This is a genomic window from Halobacillus sp. Nhm2S1 (genome assembly GCF_019599545.1).
GTDB lineage: Bacteria > Bacillota > Bacilli > Bacillales > Halobacillaceae > Halobacillus.
Genome location: NZ_JAIEZV010000003.1, coordinates 330871 through 351843, shown reverse-complemented (window position 1 = coordinate 351843; position 20973 = coordinate 330871). Strand labels below are relative to the sequence as shown.

Annotated in this window: 19 protein-coding genes and 5 tRNA genes; 21 read left to right on the top strand and 3 right to left on the bottom strand. The window is 40.9% G+C overall.

Annotated elements, in window-relative coordinates; all coding sequences use genetic code 11:
* Positions 1-93 precede the first annotated feature (93 nt).
* The 15 genes from K2225_RS13645 (at position 94) to phoU (ending at position 13585) form a co-directional block, all read left to right on the top strand.
* Positions 94-1878, top strand: coding sequence for a methyl-accepting chemotaxis protein (locus K2225_RS13645; protein WP_220585252.1), 1785 nt, complete (start codon positions 94-96; stop codon positions 1876-1878).
* Positions 1879-2076: 198 nt separating this feature from the next.
* A complete protein-coding gene (locus K2225_RS13640) occupies positions 2077-3714 on the top strand; it encodes a Na/Pi cotransporter family protein (RefSeq protein WP_220585251.1) in 1638 nt (545 codons plus the stop codon).
* A 338-nt stretch (positions 3715-4052) separates the two neighbouring features.
* Positions 4053-4129: transfer RNA gene (locus tag K2225_RS13635), tRNA-Met, on the top strand.
* Between the two features lie 23 nt (positions 4130-4152).
* Positions 4153-4228 (top strand) — tRNA-His (locus K2225_RS13630).
* Positions 4229-4231: 3 nt separating this feature from the next.
* Positions 4232-4308 (top strand) — tRNA-Ile (locus K2225_RS13625).
* Positions 4309-4319: 11 nt separating this feature from the next.
* Positions 4320-4412: transfer RNA gene (locus K2225_RS13620), tRNA-Ser, on the top strand.
* Positions 4413-4497: 85 nt separating this feature from the next.
* Positions 4498-4570, top strand: a tRNA-Phe gene (locus tag K2225_RS13615).
* 176 nt (positions 4571-4746) lie between these two features.
* Positions 4747-5361, top strand: a complete 615-nt coding sequence (locus K2225_RS13610; RefSeq protein WP_146812835.1) for a superoxide dismutase — start codon at positions 4747-4749, stop codon at positions 5359-5361.
* Positions 5362-5464: 103 nt separating this feature from the next.
* Positions 5465-6700 carry an MFS transporter gene (locus tag K2225_RS13605; RefSeq protein WP_220585250.1) on the top strand — a complete coding sequence of 412 codons (1236 nt, stop codon included), beginning with the start codon at positions 5465-5467 and terminating at the stop codon, positions 6698-6700.
* 85 nt (positions 6701-6785) lie between these two features.
* Entirely contained in the window at positions 6786-8933 is a 2148-nt protein-coding gene (locus K2225_RS13600; RefSeq protein ID WP_220585249.1) for a peptidoglycan D,D-transpeptidase FtsI family protein, read from the top strand.
* A gap of 212 nt (positions 8934-9145) precedes the next feature.
* Complete coding sequence (locus K2225_RS13595) at positions 9146-10129, top strand: PstS family phosphate ABC transporter substrate-binding protein (protein WP_220585248.1); 984 nt, start codon at positions 9146-9148, stop codon at positions 10127-10129.
* Positions 10130-10208: 79 nt separating this feature from the next.
* Positions 10209-11156 (top strand): phosphate ABC transporter permease subunit PstC, encoded by a 948-nt coding sequence (gene pstC / locus K2225_RS13590; protein WP_220585247.1) that lies wholly within the window; start codon positions 10209-10211, stop codon positions 11154-11156.
* A complete protein-coding gene (pstA, locus tag K2225_RS13585; RefSeq protein ID WP_220585246.1) occupies positions 11156-12034 on the top strand; it encodes a phosphate ABC transporter permease PstA in 879 nt (292 codons plus the stop codon). Before pstC ends, pstA begins: the two co-directional genes overlap by 1 nt.
* A gap of 22 nt (positions 12035-12056) precedes the next feature.
* Positions 12057-12905: a phosphate ABC transporter ATP-binding protein PstB gene (gene pstB, locus K2225_RS13580; protein ID WP_220585245.1), complete on the top strand. Its 849-nt coding sequence runs from the start codon at positions 12057-12059 to the stop codon at positions 12903-12905.
* 20 nt (positions 12906-12925) lie between these two features.
* A complete protein-coding gene (gene phoU / locus K2225_RS13575; protein ID WP_220585244.1) occupies positions 12926-13585 on the top strand; it encodes a phosphate signaling complex protein PhoU in 660 nt (219 codons plus the stop codon).
* Between the two features lie 108 nt (positions 13586-13693).
* Here phoU and K2225_RS13570 read toward each other — a convergent pair whose 3' ends face one another.
* Together K2225_RS13570 and K2225_RS20090 are read right to left on the bottom strand one after the other, a co-directional pair.
* Complete coding sequence (locus tag K2225_RS13570; protein ID WP_220585243.1) at positions 13694-14143, bottom strand: hypothetical protein; 450 nt, start codon at positions 14141-14143, stop codon at positions 13694-13696.
* Entirely contained in the window at positions 14140-14526 is a 387-nt protein-coding gene (locus K2225_RS20090; RefSeq protein ID WP_255574537.1) for a hypothetical protein, read from the bottom strand. The genes K2225_RS13570 and K2225_RS20090 overlap by 4 nt, the downstream gene beginning before the upstream one ends.
* Positions 14527-14709: 183 nt before the next feature.
* Here K2225_RS20090 and rpmG point away from each other — a divergent pair, with 183 nt between their 5' ends.
* The 5 genes from rpmG to K2225_RS13540 all read left to right on the top strand — a co-directional run bounded on the left by rpmG (position 14710) and on the right by K2225_RS13540 (position 18461).
* Positions 14710-14859: a 50S ribosomal protein L33 gene (gene rpmG, locus K2225_RS13560; protein WP_035509116.1), complete on the top strand. Its 150-nt coding sequence runs from the start codon at positions 14710-14712 to the stop codon at positions 14857-14859.
* 99 nt (positions 14860-14958) lie between these two features.
* On the top strand, positions 14959-15528 hold the full coding sequence (locus tag K2225_RS13555; protein WP_220585242.1) for a 5-formyltetrahydrofolate cyclo-ligase: 570 nt from the start codon (positions 14959-14961) through the stop codon (positions 15526-15528).
* A 93-nt stretch (positions 15529-15621) separates the two neighbouring features.
* Positions 15622-16605 carry an L-lactate dehydrogenase gene (locus K2225_RS13550; protein ID WP_220585241.1) on the top strand — a complete coding sequence of 328 codons (984 nt, stop codon included), beginning with the start codon at positions 15622-15624 and terminating at the stop codon, positions 16603-16605.
* Between the two features lie 30 nt (positions 16606-16635).
* Entirely contained in the window at positions 16636-16821 is a 186-nt protein-coding gene (locus K2225_RS13545) for a hypothetical protein (protein WP_146812846.1), read from the top strand.
* A gap of 110 nt (positions 16822-16931) precedes the next feature.
* A complete protein-coding gene (locus K2225_RS13540) occupies positions 16932-18461 on the top strand; it encodes a rhomboid family intramembrane serine protease (RefSeq protein WP_220585240.1) in 1530 nt (509 codons plus the stop codon).
* Here the strand turns inward: K2225_RS13540 and K2225_RS13535 are convergent.
* Positions 18458-19309, bottom strand: coding sequence for a hypothetical protein (locus K2225_RS13535; protein WP_370632765.1), 852 nt, complete (start codon positions 19307-19309; stop codon positions 18458-18460). The two genes, K2225_RS13540 and K2225_RS13535, sit on opposite strands and share 4 nt — an antisense overlap.
* Positions 19310-19445: 136 nt before the next feature.
* On the opposite strand from K2225_RS13535, the gene K2225_RS13530 reads away from it, so the two are divergent.
* Positions 19446-20927 carry a spore germination protein gene (locus tag K2225_RS13530; RefSeq protein WP_220585238.1) on the top strand — a complete coding sequence of 494 codons (1482 nt, stop codon included), beginning with the start codon at positions 19446-19448 and terminating at the stop codon, positions 20925-20927.
* Positions 20928-20973 lie beyond the last annotated feature (46 nt).

Genomic DNA, 20973 nt, shown 5'->3' with positions numbered 1-20973 from the left:
TACCAAACCTTAATACATTATTAACAATCCCTTAACACTCTGTCGTCATACTTTGTTTGTGCAATCAATCAAAGAGATGGAGTGTTTATTTTTATGAAAAAAAGGATACGCCTCAAACCGATGGCATTTAAATTACGATGGCCGCAATTCAATTTGCAGATAAGGTTAACAGCGATCGTTTGTGCTCTTGTTCTAATTTCAGTTTCTATGATTGGTTTCTTTTCTTATACGAAGGCTGAGGAAAATCAAATGAATCTTGTTCAAGACCGTCTGGAGCGTGAGTTATTGATGGCTCAGGATGTAGCTGAGCAATTAATGTATGCTTTCGTCGGAGATCAGGAAGAATTCACAAAGCGCATGGAAGGGTATTCGAATGCACAACAAGCGCACATCCAACAAGATGGTTTATCCTCTGAAGCTTATCTTATAAACAAAGAAGGTGTTTATACTTACCCGGCTATGGAACAAGCTTCTCTTCCTGAGTCACTTGTGCACCAATTCCTGCGTACAGAGAATGGCACTGAAACTATACAATTGGCTGGTGAAAGCTACGTACTATCCTTTGCGCCGGTCCAAGAACTGCAAGGAATTTATGTCCTTGGAGTACCGGAGAAGGATTTTATGAGTGGCGTGCGCCAAATGGCTTTGTACACAGTGTTATTAGGAATCATTACCGTCCTGGTCATTGGAGTGATTGTTTATTTTGTTGTTGGAAAAATCGTTCATCCAGTGAAACAGATGCAACGTGTCATGAAACAAGCAAGAGATGGCATCTTATGTGATGCCAGTTCCATAAAAACGAGTCTCCCTGAGATTCAGTCGTTGAAAAAAAGTTACGAAGAACTTATACATAAGATTGCGGATATCCTTTCTTCCCTTCAAGGGGCTGTCGATCAACTTGAAAAGGGTGGAGAACAGATGGGTGATTCATCCAGGAAGTTGAAGCTTGTCCATCAGGATCTTAGCAGAAGTGTGAATCATGCCCAGGACGAAAGTGACCGAACTTCAGAATACATGGATAATCAACAAGAAGTTTTCTATGAAATAAACAATGTGTTCGTTCAATTGCATGAAACTTTGGAAGCTCTTTTTGGTGAGCAGGAGAGAATGAACGAAGCGGTTCTTTCAGGAAATGGCGGAGTGGAACAGGTCGAACAATCTTTTCACAGCCTTAGAAAAGAAATTCAGGGCATGACATCAAAAATCGAATCTTTTCAACATTACATGTTGAACATCCAGGATTCGGGCACCAAAATACAAGATATTGCAGAGCAGACGAGAATGCTTGCATTGAATGCCTCCATTGAAGCTGCCCGTGCTGGAGAACATGGAAAAGGGTTTGCCGTCGTTGCACAGGAAGTGAGAAAACTTGCGGACCGATCCAGAACAGCTGCTGTGGATATTGAACACCGGATGCAGCAGGTCATGTCGCTCGGAGGAGATCTTTCCACACAGTTTGACCAAATGGAAACGGAATTACAGGAAAGACAACTTCAAATGAATATATCAAAGGATGCTTTCAAAAATTTATCTGAAGGAATGAGATCGTTTAATATACAATTAGAGTCCACTAAACATCAGTTGAAAGAAGGCAAAGAGGTTATGCCGCGTATGGAAAGTGTAATCGAAGGTATGAAAAAGGTTACCTCAAACCAGTCTCTTTCTACAGGGGAGTTAGTGGAAACTTCTAACCGACAACAAATGACGATGCAAACCTTTGATGCATTTACTACTGACTTGATTGGACTTACCCAAGAGCTTTCACTTATTATTTCCTCGAATCAATTTGGAAATGAAAAAGTCGTAGAGGAACAATCCCAGCAGGTTGGTAGTGAAGAAAATGAAGGTGTCTCTACAATAAAAGATAAGGCATCATAAAAGGCCCCGCCATAAGGGCCTTTTTTTATCGGAAAATTCCAATAACATACGACAGTTATGCTAACATTATGCGAATGTAAATTTAATGTTAAGATTCATGAATTGTCTTTACAAAAGTTTTTTCCATGGTTACTATGAGTGAGGTTGTTTTAAAAAAGAGAAAAATGATGAAACTTGGATGAAGAAAGGGTGGAGAACATGGAAATCGATGTGCAACAGATGATATTTGAATTCATCGGTGGACTCGGTATCTTTCTATTCGGCTTAAAGTATATGGCGGATGGACTACAACGGACAGCAGGAGATCGTTTGAGGGAGCTGCTAGACCGTTTTACGAGCAATCCATTTATGGGTGTGATTGCGGGTACGGTCGTTACTGTTCTTGTACAGAGTAGTAGTACGACAACCGTATTGACTGTTGGACTTGTCAATGCAGGATTCATGACATTCAGACAAGCGATTGGTGTTATTATGGGTGCCAATATTGGTACAACCATGACTGCATTTATAATTGGTATAGATATTAAAGCTTATGGATTGCCAATCCTTGCTGTTGGTGCTTTCTTGCTATTCTTTTTCAAAAGTAAGAAAGTCGCGAACTTTGGTCAGACCATCTTCGGCCTAGGTGCTTTGTTCTTTGGACTGGAGGTAATGAGTGGAGGGGTGAAGCCACTACGGTCATTACAGGCATTCCAAGATTTGACGGTATCCATGAGTGATAACCCGATTCTGGGTGTTATTGTAGGTACTTTATTCACAGTAATTGTGCAGAGCTCCAGTGCAACAATCGGGATTTTACAGACGTTGTTGGGAGAAGGACTTGTTGATCTACAAGCAGCTATCCCTGTATTGTTTGGTGATAACATCGGTACAACCATTACGGCTGTTCTTGCATCCATCGGCGCAAGTGTCGGTGCTAAGCGGGCTGCCTTTGCACACGTCATATTCAACGTGTTAGGAGCTACTGTATTTTTAATTTTCTTAGTTCCTTTTGAAAGATATGTGAACTGGTTACAAACGAGTATGGATTTAGAGCCTGAAATGACAATTGCCTTTGCTCACGGATCCTTTAACATTGCTAATGCGATTGTACAATTCCCGTTCATTGCAGTCCTCGCATGGATTGTCATTAAACTGGTACCAGGAAAGGATTCAGAAATAGATCACAAGCCGCAGCATTTGGACCCGATCTTTATTGAACAATCTCCATCCCTTGCTTTAGACCAAGCAAAAGAAGAAGTTGTTCGTATGGGTGAATATGCTTATAAAGGTCTTGAAGAAACAAGCCTTTATTTAAATAATAAGCAGCAGAAGCACTCTGAACTCGCAATGCAGATTGAAGACGCTTTGAACAACCTTGATCGTAAAATTACTGATTATCTCGTTGATCTTTCTCAAGCTTCCCTTTCTGATGAGGAAAGTCATAAGCACTCTGCGCTAATGGATTCTGTTAGAGATTTAGAGCGTATTGGTGACCATTTTGAGAATATCATTGAGCTGATTGATTATAAAAATTCAAATAAAGTGAACCTTACTCCTCAGGCTATCGAGGATTTGAATACAATGTTTGACCTTACGCTAATGACCGTTAAGCAGGCGACAAGATCTCTTGAAACAATGAGCCGCGAAGAAGCATTGGCTGTTGTTCAAAAAGAGAATGAATTGGATCGTATGGAACGCAGTTATCGTAAGAAACACATCATCCGTTTAAATGAAGGTGTATGCACAGGGCAAGCAGGTATTGTATTTGTAGACATGATCAGCAACTTAGAACGTATCGGTGACCATGCCGTGAACATTGCTGAGGAAGTTTTGGGTGAAAAAGAAAGTTTATAATGTAAAAAAGGCGGCTGCCAAAGCCGTCTTTTTTTTTTGAGGGATAAGCAACCTGAAATGTCGGGGAAAGGGTTGAATGGTAGAAAGTTTGGTATCGAGGGGAGAGTTTTAACACGATCCCTTCTATACAATAAGCCCACTTTTCTGGTAACTGGTCCTTACGAATGAGGAAGGTGAGGTGAAAGAATAATTAATTCAATGTTTTTTATTAAAAAACCCTTGAAAGGAAAAGGAGGGCGTGATATATTATTTTTGTCGCTGATTTGAAAGAGAAAAACAGTTGACGTCTTAAGTAGGAAATGTTATATTAATAAAGTCGCTCGCAAGCGATATTACTTGGCGGTGTAGCTCAGCTGGCTAGAGCGTACGGTTCATACCCGTGAGGTCGTGGGTTCGATTCCCTCCACCGCCACCAAACATACATAATTGAAAAACGTGGCGGTTGTGGCGAAGTGGTTAACGCACCGGATTGTGGTTCCGGCATTCGTGGGTTCGATTCCCATCAACCGCCCCATGTGGACCCTTAGCTCAGCTGGTTAGAGCTATCGGCTCATAACCGATCGGTCGCAGGTTCGAGTCCTGCAGGGTCCACCACAACATGTTACGGAGGAGTACCCAAGTTTGGCTGAAGGGAGCGGTCTTGAAAACCGCCAGGGGCTTTACGGCCCGCGGGGGTTCGAATCCCTCCTCCTCCGCCATGATACATACTCAGCGGAATTTCCTGTAACAAGTAAGCACAGAACACCTCAAAAAGAAGATATAGGAAATTTTCTTCTCTTACATGGCTCGGTAGCTCAGTCGGTAGAGCAACGGACTGAAAATCCGTGTGTCGGCGGTTCGATTCCGTCCCGAGCCACTCTTTTTAAACAATCAAGTGATGCTTGATTGTTTTTTTATGTTTTAAAATTTTCTTTCAGGGAATTCTTAATATCGTGATGCAAAACATTTGCTAATCAAAATCCCGTTTGATAATGTAAAATGTGAAGCATAATGCTTCGGTTTTACATATTAATTTAAAGGAGGAGTTACATTATGGCTAAATTTGAACTACCAGAACTACCTTACGCTTATGATGCACTAGAACCTACTATTGATAAGGAAACAATGAACATCCACCATACGAAGCACCACAACGGATATGTGACAAAGCTTAACAATGCACTTGAAGGACATGCAGATCTTCAAGACAAATCCTTGGAAGAGCTTCTTTCCAATAATCTTTCTGTAGTACCGGAAGATATCCGCACAGCGGTGCGCCGAAACGGTGGCGGCCACGCAAACCACAGCCTTTTCTGGACAATCATGTCTCCGAATGGTGGCGGTGAACCAACAGGTGACCTTGCTACGAAAATCAATGATACATTCGGTGGTCTCGATCAATTCAAAGAAAAATTTGAAGAAACGGCAAAAGGCCGCTTCGGATCTGGTTGGGCTTGGTTAGTAGTCAATAATGGTGACCTTGAAGTAATCGATACTCTTAACCAGGATTCTCCGATTATGGAAGGCAAAACTCCAATCTTAGGTCTTGATGTTTGGGAGCATGCGTATTACCTGAATTATCAAAACCGTCGTCCTGATTACGTTTCTGCATTCTGGAACGTTGTAAATTGGGATGAAGTGGCTAAGCGCTTCGACGCAGCTAAATAATTGAAATATTACGGAGAGGCATGGATATGAATCCATGCCTCTCTTTTTGTATATCTCCTTTTGTTCTGAAAACACTAAAGGTGAACACAAAGGAGACATGGATATGGTGAGTAAGCTGCGTGTGTGGCTCAGCCACGAAAATGTATCAAAAGATTTATTGCTGTTACTTCTCATTGGAGGCTTATACTCTCTCGGTATATTCCTATCCAGTACATTTGTGAACATATACTTATGGAAACAATCCAATAGCTACATTGACATAGCTCTATATAATTTAGCCATTTATGTATTACAACCATTAACTTTCATTTTAGCGGGCAAATGCGCGAAGCGAATAGATCGTGTAATCGTATTGAGAACTGGTGTAACTGTTCTCTCTTTGTTTTTTTTAACTGTGTTACTCGTGGGTGAACGAGCAGCTACATTCAATATCATGCTCGGGTCACTATTGGGTGTAGGGTATGGCTTTTATTGGCTTGCTTACAATGTTCTGACCTTTGAAATTACCGAGCCGGACACTCGGGATTTTTTCAATGGATTTCTTGGTGTGCTGCAATCTCTTGGTGGAATGACCGGACCGATACTTGCAGGTTATATCATTTCCAGGTTAAACAATTTTACTGGATATACCGTTATATTCACAATTTCTTTCGGATTGTTCATCATTGCGGTTCTTGTGAGTTTTGGTATATCAAGAAGAAAGGCTAAAGGGACTTTCTCCTTCCGCAGAATTGTATCAGAGAGAAAAAACAACTCAAATTGGAGGCGTATATTGAATGCTCATGTGTCGCAGGGCTTAAGAGAAGGGACCTTTTTGTTCGCTGTCTCCATCTGGATTTTCTTGATAACAGAGGATGAGTTATCTTTAGGTGTATTCAACTTGGTGTATTCTAGCTTTTCTTTTCTCTTTTACTTTCTTGTCAGTCGTTGGGTTAAACCCAGGCGAAGGAAGAAGGCCATGTTCATATCGGGATTGGCTTTATATTTGAGTGTATTGATTTTGCTCTTCAGTGATACGATGGCTCTCCTGCTTATTTATGCAGGGATCGCAGGAGTGTTTTTCCCCATGCTCTATGTTCCATATATTTCTTTGACTTATGATGTGATAGGGAAATCATGGAATGCTGCTGAAATGCGTATAGAGTATATTGTAGTTAGGGAGATTTTTCTTAACTTCGGGAGAGTGTTATCCATTGTGATTTTTCTCTTTGCGATAACCCTTATTTCTCCGGAAACTGGAATCCCCTATATCCTTTTGATTGTCGGAGGCGGTCATTTCTTCATCTATTTTTTTGTGAAGGGAATAGACACACAGTGCACAGAATCGTCACATAATTGAAACCAATAACCCATGAGCTTCATCTATTCTAAGGCGCATAAAAAGTGCTATAATGTATGAAGCATGATAAGAAGGAGAGGAGTTCATGGGAAAGAAGCACAAAAATAAATCCAAGCATAAGTCACACCTTTCTTTCCGATTGAACGTGGTGTTTTTTGTTGTATTCCTAATTTTCGCTGGAATTATACTCCAGCTCGGGGTCGTTCAAATTCTAAATGGGGAAGAGGCCCAGGAAGAAATTGACCGTACAGAAAACACAACGACCAGCATACCAGTACCGAGGGGAGAAATGTATGATCGGTATGGCCGTGTAGTGGTTGATAACCAACCTTTGTACTCGATTACCTACACACCCCCAAAAGGTGTTCAGCCGAAAGACAAGCTCCAATTAGCTGAAGAAATATCGAAGTATATAGATATGGAGTATGAAGGGAAGTTAACGGACAGGGATCTTAAGGAGTACTTCTTTCTTCAAAACCAGGAAGAAGTTACGGCGCGTATTGAAAATGAAGACACATCAGAATTAGATAATGGTGAAGTCTATCAACTTCAATTAGATAGCATTAGACAAGGTGAAATTGCCAGCTATGATAACCAAACGAAAGAAATCATCGCAATTAAGAAGGAATTAGATAAAGCCTATGCGCTTGCACCTCACGTTTTGAAAAACACGGATATTTCTGAGAGAGAATATTCTGTCGTTGCTGAGCACTTAGCTGAGTTGCCCGGGATTAATGTGACATCGGATTGGGAGCGTACATATCCGTATGATTCTGTTTTCCGCAGCTATATTGGCAGTATCACATCGAAAGAACAAGGGGTACCGAGAGATCAACTTGATTATTTCATGTCGCTGGATTACAGCCGTAACGACCGTGTGGGAACAAGTGGGCTAGAGCAAGAGTATGAGGATGTCTTAAGAGGCACAAAAGAGAAGGTCCAATACGAAACAGACAAGAACAACAATGTGATCAATTCCAAGGTGATTCGTGAAGGAGAGAAAGGGAAAGATCTCGTCCTGACGATAGACATGGAGCTGCAAGAACGAGTCAACAAGATTGTTCAGGAAGAACTGGAAGCAGCGATTCGCAAAGCCCCTGGTCCAAACAGACATCTTGAGAATGCGGTTGCGGTCGTCTCTAACCCAAATACAGGCGAAATTTTGGCGATTACGGGTCAAACTTATAATAGAAATCCTGAAGAAGGGGAATCCAGATTTTCCGACACGTCACATCAGGCGCTCTATAATTCCTATATGCCTGGATCGGTAGTAAAAGGAGCGACTGTTTTGACTGGATTACATGAAGGAGCAGTGACACCTAATACTTGGATTAATGATAGACCTATCACAATAAGAAATGATCAAAAAAGTTCTTATACTTCAAATATAGGGACAGTAAATGATATTGCGGCACTTCAGCAGTCTTCAAACGTTTATATGTATTTCCTCGCGATGTATTTGGGTGGGAATTACAGTAACAATTATGATATGAATTCACTATCATTAAAAGAAGGCACGTTTGACAATTTCATATATAATTTTAACCAGCTGGGGCTTGGTGCAAAAACGGGTATTGATTTTCCGTATGAAGGTTTAGGGGTTACAGGCGAACCTGGGAACCCAGGACACATCCTGGACTTCTCTATCGGCCAATTCAGCACATATACACCGATGCAATTAAACCAATATGTATCCACTATAGCAAACGGTGGTGACCGCATGAGGCCGAGATTAGTGAAAAGTGTTCATGAGCCATCCCAAGAAGATGGACTGGGTCCTGTGTATAAAGATTATAGTCCTCAGGTCTTGAATCAATTAGAAATGGACCAATCATATATTGAAAGAGTCCAGGAAGGATTCAGACAAGTCGCTCAAACGAATCAGGGAACGGCCAGTCATGTGTTCTCTAAAGAACCTTATGCAAAATATAATATGGCTGTAAAAACAGGAACAGCACAATCATTTAAAGCAGTGTTTGATGAAAATGGTGAAAGAACAACCTATAAGAATCTTTTGAATAAAACCTTGGTTGGATATGCACCTTCGAATGATCCAGAAATTGCTTTTTCCATTGTCTCTCCTTATTTAGGAGAAGAGGCATCAAGCACATTTAATATAAGTAATAACATTGGCGCTCGGATTGGACAAGCGTATTTTGAATTGAAAGAGGAACGTAAGGAGAACGGAATACAAACGAATAATTCCGAAAAAGAAGCAGAAACTGAGGAGTGATACGACTTGTATCACTCCATTTTTTTATATTAACAGAAGAGTCGGGTGTATGATCTAACTATAAAGGAGGGATTATTCAACAAAATACGCCAATTTACAAAACCTTTACGTTTGGTTCATATGTCATTAAAACTCTCTCGTTAATATATAAAATGTGAGTTGGCCAAGCCGTCAAACACAAAACATAACCACAGAAATAGGGGGAGAAAGAAATGAAAAACTTTAAAAGTTTAGCACTAATGCTTATGTTCATCCTAGTGCTGGGAGTACTAGCAGCTTGCGGAGGATCCGAAGAGGAGCAGGCAGCTGAAGAAGGCAACACATCAGAAGAAGGTTCTGAAGGAGTTTCCGGACCAATCGCTATTGATGGTTCTTCTACAGTATTCCCGATCATGGAAAACTTGACTTACACTTACAATCAGGAAAATCCTGATGTGAATGTAACTGTGAACGCTTCTGGTTCCGGCGGTGGATTCAAAAAATCTACAGTAGGTGAGATTGATCTAAGTAACGCTTCTCGCCCTATTAAAGAAGAAGAAAAGGCAACTGCTGAAGAAAACGGCATTCAATTAGAAGAACTAGAGCTTGCATACGATGGTCTTTCTGTTGTTGTTAGTCAACAAAACGACTTTGTTGAAGAATTGACAATTGAGCAACTGAAACAAATCTTCCTTGAGTCTTCAGACGCTACTAAGTGGTCTGATATCAACCCAGAATGGCCTGAAGAAGAAATCAAAATCTTCAGCCCTGGACATGATTCCGGTACTTTCGACTACTTCAACGAAGTAATCCTTGAAGAAGAGCCAATGAAAGAAGGTTCTAACACTACCCTTTCTGAAGATGACAACGTACTTGTTCGCGGTATTGAAAATGATCCAAATGCGATCGGATTCTTCGGATATGCTTACTATGCTGAAAACGAAGATGTCTTGAAAGTTCTTGGAATTTCTGAAGGTGGAAACGAAGCTGTAAAACCAGGTCCTGAAACAATTCAAGATGGTTCTTACACACCACTTTCCCGTCCGCTATTCACTTACGTAAACGTAAATGCTTATAAAGAAAAAGCACAAGTTCGTGATTTCGTTGAGTACACTTTGAACAATGCTGGGAAAGCTGCTGAAGAAGTAGGGTATGTAGCTCTTCCTGAAGACAAGTATCAAGAGCAACTTGAAACAGCTAAAAGCTGGGCAGAGTAATTGATTTGAAAACCTAACAAGGAAGGTGAGACTTAATTTGGAGTCTCACCTTGCCTTATGGATGAGAGGAGTTTTTAACATGGACAAGGGGTTACAATCAGAGGGAAAAATGATTGACGTCCAACAAATGATTGAAAGGAATAAGAACAAGAAGAGTTTCGGGGAAAGAATAGAGAAAATCATTCCTTTTTTCTTGCTTCTTTGTGCTGCAGTTAGTGTCTTAACAACTGTAGGGATATTGTTTACTTTGTTGAGAGAGTCTATTGGCTTCTTTTCCAATGTGTCCTTAATTGATTTTTATACTGGAACAAGTTGGTCACCATGGTCCGGTGAATATGGAGTTGCTCCATTGATTGGTGGTACGTTACTCATCACTTTGATCGCCACACTTGTAGCTGTACCTTTGGGACTTATGTCTGCCATATTTTTGAGTGAATATGCAAATGATAAAGTAAGACGCGTCATCAAACCTGTTCTTGAAGTATTAGCAGGAATCCCGACGGTCGTTTATGGTTATTTCGCTTTGACGTTCATTACACCAATGTTTCAAGCTTTCATTCCTGATTTAGGAATTTTCAACGCCCTGAGTGGTGGTTTTGTAGTCGGAATTATGATTATTCCAATGGTTGCATCTCTTTCTGAAGATGCAATGAACTCTGTTCCTAACGCTTTAAGGGAAGGAGCTTACGGATTAGGTGCTACAAAATTAGAAGTTGTATTTAAGGTTGTACTACCTGCCGCCCTATCTGGAATCATTGCATCCATCGTTCTTGCAATTTCAAGAGCGATCGGAGAAACAATGATTGTAACGATTGCAGCAGGAGCAACACCTAATCTGACGTTCAATCCGACAGAATCTATCCAAACCATGACTGCTTTCATAGTACAGGCAGCCACAGGGGATACCACTTTCGGATCTACCATTTACTACAGTTTGTATGCAGTAGGAATGACATTGTTTGTTTTTACGCTTGTCATGAATCTTATTGCTCAGTACATTTCTCGTAAGTTCAGGGAGGAATATTGATGCTTGGTCAAAATGAACAAAATATCAAGAAACGTATGGAAGGGAGAGTAGCCTTCAACAAAATCCTAATGGTTTTGTTTGGTATGGCTACTGCAGTGGGGTTAGTCTTTCTAGTCTTACTTTTTTATCGTGTATTGACTCAAGGAATTGGTTATTTAAGTCTTGATTATATTATGAACTTTCCAGCACCATATCCAGAAAAAGCCGGTATTTACGCTGGGTTAATCGGTTCAGTATTCTTAATGATTATTGTTGCGATTTTCTCCGTTATCATAGGTGTTGCAACGGCAATCTATTTGGAAGAATATGCAGCAAAAAATAAGTTTACCGACTTTATCAGAGTGAATATTCAAAACTTAGCAGGTGTACCTTCCATTGTATTCGGTCTACTTGGTTTGACATTCTTCGTTTATATGTTTAATTTCGGGTATACACTTATTGCAGGGGGATTGACAATGGCTTTGTTGATTCTTCCAGTTATTGTAGTAGCGGCTCAAGAAGCTGTTCGATCTGTTCCAGCCGAAATCAAGGAAGCATCCTATGGTATGGGAGCTTCTAAGTGGCAAACGATCGCACGTGTGATTTTGCCAGCTGCTATTCCAGGTATTCTTACTGGTGCAATCATCGCTTTGTCTCGTGCCATTGGTGAGACTGCTCCACTAATCATCGTAGGTGCAGCCACTGCGATCTACACGTTACCAGATTCATTACTAGCTAAATACACGGTTATGCCGATCCAGATCTATAACTGGACGGGTAGACCACAAGAAGAATGGCAGTACGTTGCAGGAGCAGGAATTATTGTTCTATTAGCTGTTTTACTACTCATGAATTCAATTGCTGTTTTGATCAGAAACAAATATCAACGTCGTCTTTAATTAGGATGAGGAGGGTTTCAACATGAATAAAGTAATGGAAGAGAAAACAAATAAAAATGTAAATCAAGGGACAAAGAAGCCTGAGGTTAAAAAAGAGGGAATAAAAAAAGAGAACGCCAATAGTATTATCGAAGTCAATGATTTGAACTTATGGTATGGTTCAGATCAAGCGTTGTATGAAGTAAGCATGGATGTACCAGAAAAACAGGTAACGGCAATTATCGGACCTTCTGGTTGTGGGAAGTCTACTTTCTTAAAAACATTAAACCGTATGGTTGAAATGGTACCAATCGTTAAAACTTCTGGATCAATTAAGTATCGTGACCAGGAAATCTTCAGCAGTAAATATAAAGAGGAATACCTTCGTACGAAGGTAGGAATGGTTTTCCAAAAACCTAACCCATTTCCTAAAAGTGTTTATGATAACGTTGCTTATGGACCAAGAATCCATGGTATTAAAAAGAAAGAAATATTAGATCAAATCGTTGAGAAAAGTTTAAAGGGTGCTGCCATCTGGGATGAATTGAAAGATCGTCTTCACGAGAATGCATACGGCCTTTCTGGAGGACAGCAACAGCGTGTTTGTATCGCTCGTGCTCTAGCGGTTGAACCGGATGTGATCTTAATGGACGAACCGACTTCAGCATTAGACCCGATCTCTACAGCGAAAGTAGAAGAGCTTGTTCAAGAGTTAAAAGAAAAATACAGCATTATTATTGTTACACACAACATGCAGCAGGCCGCGCGTATTTCAGATAAAACTGCTTTCTTCTTAAATGGAGAATTAATTGAGTTCGCTGACACAGATGACTTGTTCCAGAACCCTCACGATAAGCGAACAGAGGACTATATTACTGGACGCTTCGGCTAATATTTACAGGGGGGATCTCTATGTCAATCCGTGTTCATTTCGAGGAAGAACTCGAAGACTTAAAGAAACAAATTAAAGAGTTAGCTCATGATGCGAAAGATTCACTTGACCAAGCGATTTATGTCCTGTATCAAAGAGACGTTGAGGCTGCAAAAAAAATTCTCGAAGATGATGCAGTTATCGATCGTAAGGAAGAAAAGATAAACGATGATGCTATTCTAATGCTGGCGAAGCAACAGCCGGTAGCAAGGGATCTGAGAAGGATCATTATTGCGATTAAAATTTCCAGCGATTTGGAGCGTATGGCCGATCACTCGACCAATATTGCAAAGGCGACGATTCATTTAGGTGAAGAGCATGGGATTGAAATTGATCCTGAATTGCGTGAAATGGCAGTCCTAGCCATGGATATGGTGGATTTGGCAATTAAATCTTTTGAGTATGAAGATATATCGCTAGCAAAAAAACTTGCTGAAATGGATGACGTTGTAGATAAAAAATATGGTTCGATTGTAAAAGAAATGCTGGAATTGACGGCGATTAACCCAGAACAAATCCAGCACATTATGCAGATGGCTTATGTAGCCAGGTATATTGAGAGGTTCGCTGATCATATTACAAACATCGGTGAGAGTATCTTCTATCTGGTGAAGGGAAGAACTTATGATTTAAATAAGTAAAAGAAGGGAAGACATGAATCGATTTTTCGATTCATGTCTTTTTTGTTTGCCGTTTAATTATGAATATTAAGGATAAGGAGAAAAAAAAACCGCACGAGCGCGGTTTTTTTACTTAGATGTTATGGCTTCGGCGATTTCTTGTAGGGACATTCCTGAATTTAGTGTAGCCTGACCAATCTGTATATAGCGGCTGTAATCATTTTCTTTCATGAAAGTTTCAAACTTGGCAGCATCCTCAATGATATTAGCCTGTATTAATTTTTTACTGATTTCATCTGTAGTTGTACCGGAGGCAATGTCAATAGAAAAAGTGGTTACAGGCTCCTTAATAGGGGGAGGAGGCGTCGCCTCATTCTTATTCTTTTCCTGCAAAGTCTTCCACTCATCCATCGTTACCGTTCGATACCCTTCACTTTCGAGCTGGTCAATCAGCTCATCCGTTTTATATTCTTCTTCTGCGGCTGTTTTGGGTGTAGCATCTATATTCCAATAGGATATAGCAAACACAAGCGTAGCTGTAAGTAATCCTAGGGCATAGGATTGTATCCATTGTTTCATGTTTGAACACCACCGCTTTTCTGCTGTTGGATCATCGAATGGATATCATGTTCGCTCAAGTTCGTCTGTTTTGCTATGTAATGGGTTTTATAGCCTTTTTGATACATGGATAAAACAGTATCGATTAAGGGAAGGCTTTGCCGGCTTTGAGGGGGTTCCACTTTCCGCGGGGATTGCTTCATGATTTCCTGAGTTAAATCTTCGGCCAGAAGCTCTTCTTCCAGGACCTTCATTTTCTTTTTGAGCTGGTAGTTGCTTTGCATCATTGTCATGTTGATCTGTTCGACTTGGTTTTCGAGTTCCTTCATTCGATCATTCATGAAGTATGAAAGAACAAAAAGGCCAATGCCAACTCCAGCCAATGTACCAATCACATAAATCACTCTGTATCACTCCTTTGGTTGTCCACATTTATTTATATCATAGAAATAGATGCGTGACTATGGGATATTTCACCGTTTTTAGAGCAATAACTACTTGAAAGGTTTACTCGTTTTTGGTATTATGAATTAGTCTGATAATGTGAATGAGACAGTGAATAGCTTTTATGATTAGGAGGAATAATAATGCGCGTAAACATTACACTTGCATGCACCGAAACTGGTGACCGCAATTATATTAGCACAAAAAACAAGCGTAAAAACCCAGAGCGTCTAGAGCTTATGAAATACAGCCCACGCGTAGGGAAGCACACGCTTCACCGTGAAACAAAGTAAGCAGTAGGATTATTTCCTACTGTTTTTTTTATATCTAAAGCTCTGCCGTGTCCTGGTCTATAAATGGGTGAACAAAGATTTGAAGAGGAGGGGCGGAAAATGGAGAAGAACGAATTACGGTTCAAAGGAAAAAAGATCCTCCAGGATATAAGTGTGAAGGAGAAATCTCATATAGAGGGAAAAATACATGAACGTTTGTTCAATAGTGAAATATGGAAGTTAGCCGATGTCGTGGGGGTCACGTTATCGCAAACGCATGAATGGTCTACAGAACCGATTATTGAAGAAGGCTGGCGGTGCGGGAAGAAGATGGTCGTACCCAAATGTATTCCAGAGACTAGAGAGATGAAGTTTTACCATTTGGAGAAGTATGATCAGTTGGAGAGAGTCTATTTCGGTTTAAGAGAACCTAAGCCTGAACAATCAGCGGTTGTGAGCAAAAACGATATTGATTTGCTACTTGTACCAGGGTTATTGTTTGATGAAAAAGGTTACAGAATAGGATATGGCGGAGGGTACTTTGATCGATTCATTGAAGGCTTTCGAGGGAAAACCTTGATGATTGCTTCCGAGCGACAAAAATATTCCCCACTTCCTTTGGAGGAGTATGACCAGAGAGTCGAATATGTCCTTACAGAAAAAGGCGTCCGTTCTACATACAATCTTTAATTGGAAGGTTGTCACAAAACATTCAATCATTGTGAAGTGTTGAGCAATCTTTTGGGTTATAATGAGGTTAGATTCTATTGAGGAGGGATTGGGTTGGAACATGTAAATCGAGTGGCATTGATCGGTACAGGTGCAGTAGGTTCGAGCTATGCGTTTGCTTTATTGAACCAGGGAGTTGCAGATGAATTGGTCATGATTGATTTGAATAAGGAGAAATCAGAAGGCGATGCCATGGACTTAAATCATGGTCTTGCCTTTGCGCCTGCAAATAAGAAGATATGGTTTGGGGATTATGCCGATTGTGAGAGCGCTGATCTTGTCGTCATTACAGCAGGAGCGAACCAGAAACCAGGAGAAACAAGGCTGGACTTGCTTGAGAAGAATACAGCCATCTTTAAGTCCATTGTTGATTCTGTTATGAAAAGTGGTTTTGATGGGATTTTCCTTGTAGCCACAAATCCTGTAGATATATTGACTTACATGACGTGGAAGTTTTCCGGTCTTCCCACTGAACGTGTGATCGGGTCAGGGACTATCCTGGATACAGCTCGACTACGTTTCAAACTAAGTGAGTATTTTAACATCGATACCCGTAATGTCCATGCGTACATTATGGGTGAACACGGAGATTCTGAGCTACCGGTTTGGAGTCACGCTAATGTAGCGGGGCGCTCTGTGTTTGATCGTATTAAAGACCACCCTCATTTGTATGATGTAAAAGACCTTGAAGGTATTTTTGAACAGGTCAGGGATGCAGCCTATCACATTATCGAACGTAAAGGAGCTACCCATTATGGGATCGCAATGGGTCTTGTTCGTTTAACGAAAGCAATTCTTCACAATGAGAACGCCGTTTTGACTGTGTCCGGTTATTTACAGGGACAGTATGGCATGGATGACCTATATATAGGTGTGCCTGCCATTGTAAATCGCAAAGGAATTCAAGAAATTATTGAATTGAACCTCGATCAGGACGAAAGGGACAAATTTCATGCAAGTGCTTCCTTATTAAAAGAGGCGATGGAACCTGTCATTCATAACAACGTGTATAAGGATGACGACTCAGGCGAAAAATAAGTTCACCTAATCATAGAAGAGGTGGATGAGATGCGTCAATTTTTCAGGTGGGTCATGATTATCGGTTCGGTTATAGCAACGGTTTATAAATACCGTTATAAAGCGTTGGACTTCGTAACGAAGGTCCCTTTCCTTCGTAAGCTCCTTGTCCGGTTGTCCATGAACATTCCTTGGATTCGGCAGAAATTTCTTTCTCAAATGTTCCGTGGGCTATGAATATAATGAGCTGTCAGGGTGTAATTCCTGGCAGCTTTTTTTGATGCTTTCAATTAGCTCCTTAACAAAGGGGCATGATATGATGTAGGTGTTATTGAGGGGGTTGCAACGTGTTTATTGAACAAGAGTATTATTTATGGAAACTTACCTATGACTTGGTTGTATCACAAGATTTTCAAGTGCTTAATATAAGTGCAGAGCGAGGAGAAGTTTGGCTTGAGAAAGAACAGGATTGGCAAACCCATGTCGTCCGTTTAACTCATAAACAAGTCAATTGGAAGAATGAGCTGCGGAGGGATCTGGAAAAATCCTATCGGCAGTTGTCTCAAAATAAAAAATTATTCCGTGGCGGCAAAGTCCAATTCCACGTTGTGTATATTTCGGAATACCCTCCTGTGGAAGAGTGGGAAAGTGTTGAAAACGACATCTCTTCACAAAAAAATCCAATTCTGCTTTACTATATGGATGACGAAAACAAAACAATAGAAAAGAAAAAACTTTATGATACCTTTGAATTAGATGAGCCTCTCATTGATCAACAGGTTAGTGAAGCAGAAATGGAGGCTATGCTTCCATATTTGAAGCATCAGCTTGTTAAGAAACAGCAAGATCAGAGAAAACAAATCATGTCGATCTTCGATTATGGCAAACCTCGAATGACCTACTTTTTACTAGCTGTCAATGTATTGATTTTTCTTTATATTGAATGGGTGGGTGACAGTACATCTGTGGAAACCCTCATCCAGTACGGTGCGAAATTTAATCCAGCAATAATGGAAGGGGAATGGTGGCGAATTGCTACATCCATGTTTCTGCATATAGGAATTCTCCATCTGTTTATGAATATGTTTGCCCTCTATTACTTAGGCACAGCCGTTGAAAAATTGTATGGAACGTGGCGTTTCACATGGATTTATTTACTTTCGGGTTTATTTGGTGGTGTGGCGAGTTTTATGCTGAATCCTCATGTGGCTGCTGGAGCATCAGGGGCCATTTTCGGGTTGTTTGGGGCGCTCTTGTTTTTTGGTGTCCAGCATAAACAGTTGTTTTTCCGAACCATGGGTTGGAACCTCATTTTTATCGTCATCCTCAATATTTCATTCGGACTGCTCGTTCCACAAATTGATAATGGAGCACATATCGGGGGAATGGTAGGCGGTTTTATTGCAACTGCAGCCGTACGCATGCCTAAACGGATGAACAGGTCCAAACAGCTGGCTGCTTTTGTTGTCTTTTTATTACTTATTTCAAGCATGGCGTACACAGGCTATGTGGGGCTATTCAATGATGCGAAAGGATTTAGTGAGGTACAGGAAACACAGGAGCTAAATCAATCGGGGGCCTATGACGAAGTGATTGAAATCACGAGTGAAGCCTTGGATAATCCGGGTCAATATGAAGCTGCTCTGCGTTTCAACAGGTCGTTTGCGTATTTACAAAAAGGCGAGACCGCTGCAGCCAGGCAAGAATTGCTCCGAGTTATAGAACTTTCACCTAATATGGCAGAAGCCCATTATAATTTAGCCCTCCTATACCAACAACTAGGAGAAGAAGAGAAAGCGGCTGACCATGCGGAACGAGCCGCTGACATTAACCCTGATCAAAAGGATTTTAAAGAGCTATATGAAAACCTCCGTTAATAAGACTGAATAAGGCGATGTTTTTTGCCGGTATCATCCTCATACAGGACAATTAAATGTTTACCTTTTTTATCAAAGAGAATAAGAGGAATATAACTTTGAATCGGGTGGGAAGATTTTGTATCACTTATGCCCAGCACATAGTTTTTATACAAACCTTCCCATAGTTGTCCTTTTATTCGCTCTGAGTCATCCTCATTCGTTCCAGGCAGCGGCTTGTCTTTATAGTCCGCTAGATCAGTCAAAGGGACGAGCGTGTAATCTTCTTTGTTGATGCCATAATACGTTAGCAGTTCCTCCCATTGCACTTCCAGTTGTTGCTGGATGGAATGGTTCAGTCTCTTTTTCCATTCTTCCTCCTCCTGATTTGCTGGTTCTTTGAATGCGGTCCGCTTAGAATGAGGGGAATCAATGACGTAAAGCTCGTCCTTCGAGCTTGCCTGTATGCTTTTAATCGGTCCACTATCTTCATGTATTTCCCCATGATGAAAAGAAATGGCCTGATATTTCTGACTATCTTCCCCGTGAAGAGACGTTTCCTTATTAATTTCTGATGTATTTTCCTCCCACTTGCTTACTACACCTTTTAGTCGTCCATTTACATATAAAAGGGAGACGTCCTGTCTCAAGTACATGGCTTTATCACTTTCAGAAAACATGTTCCATAGGATTTCATACTCGTCCTCGTCTTCTTCGGCAGCAAAATTCAAGGAAGTTCCGTACGATTGAAAATCACTTCCTTCGTCCAAAGGGAAATATTTGATGACCTCTTCTTCATTGAAGTATTGAGTATAAATTGCGATGAATATGGCTAAGGCCAATGGACCAAGTACCCAATGTACCCACACTTTTCTCAAACCATCATCTCCTCATACATCCTCTCTGCATAGGTGATCTATAGTTCAGGATATGTTCCGTTTTCGAAGGACATGCGTATTATCCTGCCTCTTCCTTGTGTATGAATAATTGGATTTGGAAGAAACTATGCGAAGAAGGTTAAGAGGAGGATGCGTTTTGGAAGAACAACGCTTATTTGATAGTTATGAAAAAAATGTATCGTATCTCAAAGATCGGCTAGGAGTGGAAGAAAGCTTTGATATGGTTCATCTCGATCTTGTCTACGCTGGTAGAGGTATGTCTTTATTCCTTGTAGACGGCTTTGTAAAAGATGATATTCTTCACTATTTAATGAAGCTCCTCTCAAGATTAGACCCTGATCAACTAGACCCGGATCCTCTTGAAAAGTTATTAAAAACCCATCTTCCTTATGTGGAGTTAGAGAAGAAAAAAGATTTGAATGCAGCTGCGGATTGGGTGTTGGCAGGTCCTACAGCACTGGTCGTCGAAGGCGTCGATGAAATTATTATGATTGATGCTCGTACCTATCCTGTTCGTGGGCTTCAGGAGCCTGATCTTGAAAGGGTAGTGAGGGGATCGAGGGATGGATTTGTAGAGACCATTATCTTTAATACGGCTTTAACGAGAAGAAGGATCAGAGACCGTTCGTTGAGAATGGAATATTTACAAGTCGGACGCCGGTCATTGACGGATGTGTGTATTTGTTATGTCAAGGATATTGCGGATTCCGATCGTGTCGAAGAATTGAAGAAAGTATTGCAGGATATTGATACGGATGCGCTCCCTATGGCAGAAAAGACCATTGATGAATATATCAGCGGTCGTTATTGGAACCCTTATCCAGTTATCCGGTACACGGAACGTCCTGATACAGCAGCTGCCCACCTTTATGAGGGGCATATTCTTGTAATTATTGATGGATCCCCAAGTGTGATGATTACTCCATCCACCTTTTGGCATCATCTACAACATGCAGAGGAATATAGGCAAAAGCCGTTGGTAGGTGCTTATTTGCGTGCCGTTCGCTTTTTTGCTTTCTTTGCGTCCATTTTCATTTTGCCTCTGTATTTTCTTTTTTCTAAACGGCCGGATTTGCTTCCTGAAGCTCTGGCATTTATTGGACCTACGGACACGGGAACACTGCCGCTCATCGTCCAGTTTTTAATTGCGGAAATAGGCATTGACATGCTGCGTATGGCAGCCATCCATACCCCCTCTACGCTGGGCACCGCTCTTGGTTTAGTAGCTGCAATATTAATTGGTCAAGTAGCAGTGGAGGTTGGCCTGTTTTCAAGCGAAGTCGTTTTATATTTAGCCCTTGCTGCAATTGGTACGTTCGCTACTCCTAGTTACGAATTTGGACTTGCTGATCGAATAACAAGACTTGTGCTGCTTCTGGTTACCGGCTTATTCGGATTAAAAGGATATGTGTTGGGAATAACACTGTGGCTCCTCTACATTTCCAGCATGAAGTCTTTCAAAACGCCGTACCTATGGCCATTTCTACCTTTCTCATGGAAGCCTTTAAGAGATGTGCTGCTTCGTTCTCCGATTCCTTTAAAAAACCGGAGACCGGCCTTTTTGCACCCAGATGACCCTGATCGTTAAGTGATCAGGGTTTTTACGTTTTCAAGTCGTCAAGGTATTGGTATAA

Excerpts from the sequence above, each read along its gene's own strand:
- rpmG (WP_035509116.1), top strand. The coding sequence starts at position 14,710 with ATGCGCGTAAACATTACACTTGCATGCACCGAAACTGGTGACCGCAAT.
- pstB (WP_220585245.1), top strand. The coding sequence starts at position 12,057 with ATGAATAAAGTAATGGAAGAGAAAACAAATAAAAATGTAAATCAAGGG.
- K2225_RS13570 (WP_220585243.1), bottom strand. The coding sequence starts at position 14,143 with ATGAAACAATGGATACAATCCTATGCCCTAGGATTACTTACAGCTACG.
- K2225_RS13645 (WP_220585252.1), top strand. The coding sequence starts at position 94 with ATGAAAAAAAGGATACGCCTCAAACCGATGGCATTTAAATTACGATGG.
- K2225_RS13530 (WP_220585238.1), top strand. The coding sequence starts at position 19,446 with ATGCGAAGAAGGTTAAGAGGAGGATGCGTTTTGGAAGAACAACGCTTA.
- phoU (WP_220585244.1), top strand. The coding sequence starts at position 12,926 with ATGTCAATCCGTGTTCATTTCGAGGAAGAACTCGAAGACTTAAAGAAA.
- K2225_RS13605 (WP_220585250.1), top strand. The coding sequence starts at position 5,465 with ATGGTGAGTAAGCTGCGTGTGTGGCTCAGCCACGAAAATGTATCAAAA.
- K2225_RS13595 (WP_220585248.1), top strand. The coding sequence starts at position 9,146 with ATGAAAAACTTTAAAAGTTTAGCACTAATGCTTATGTTCATCCTAGTG.
- K2225_RS13610 (WP_146812835.1), top strand. The coding sequence starts at position 4,747 with ATGGCTAAATTTGAACTACCAGAACTACCTTACGCTTATGATGCACTA.
- pstA (WP_220585246.1), top strand. The coding sequence starts at position 11,156 with ATGCTTGGTCAAAATGAACAAAATATCAAGAAACGTATGGAAGGGAGA.
- K2225_RS13545 (WP_146812846.1), top strand. The coding sequence starts at position 16,636 with ATGCGTCAATTTTTCAGGTGGGTCATGATTATCGGTTCGGTTATAGCA.
- pstC (WP_220585247.1), top strand. The coding sequence starts at position 10,209 with ATGGACAAGGGGTTACAATCAGAGGGAAAAATGATTGACGTCCAACAA.
- K2225_RS13555 (WP_220585242.1), top strand. The coding sequence starts at position 14,959 with ATGGAGAAGAACGAATTACGGTTCAAAGGAAAAAAGATCCTCCAGGAT.
- K2225_RS13600 (WP_220585249.1), top strand. The coding sequence starts at position 6,786 with ATGGGAAAGAAGCACAAAAATAAATCCAAGCATAAGTCACACCTTTCT.
- K2225_RS13640 (WP_220585251.1), top strand. The coding sequence starts at position 2,077 with ATGGAAATCGATGTGCAACAGATGATATTTGAATTCATCGGTGGACTC.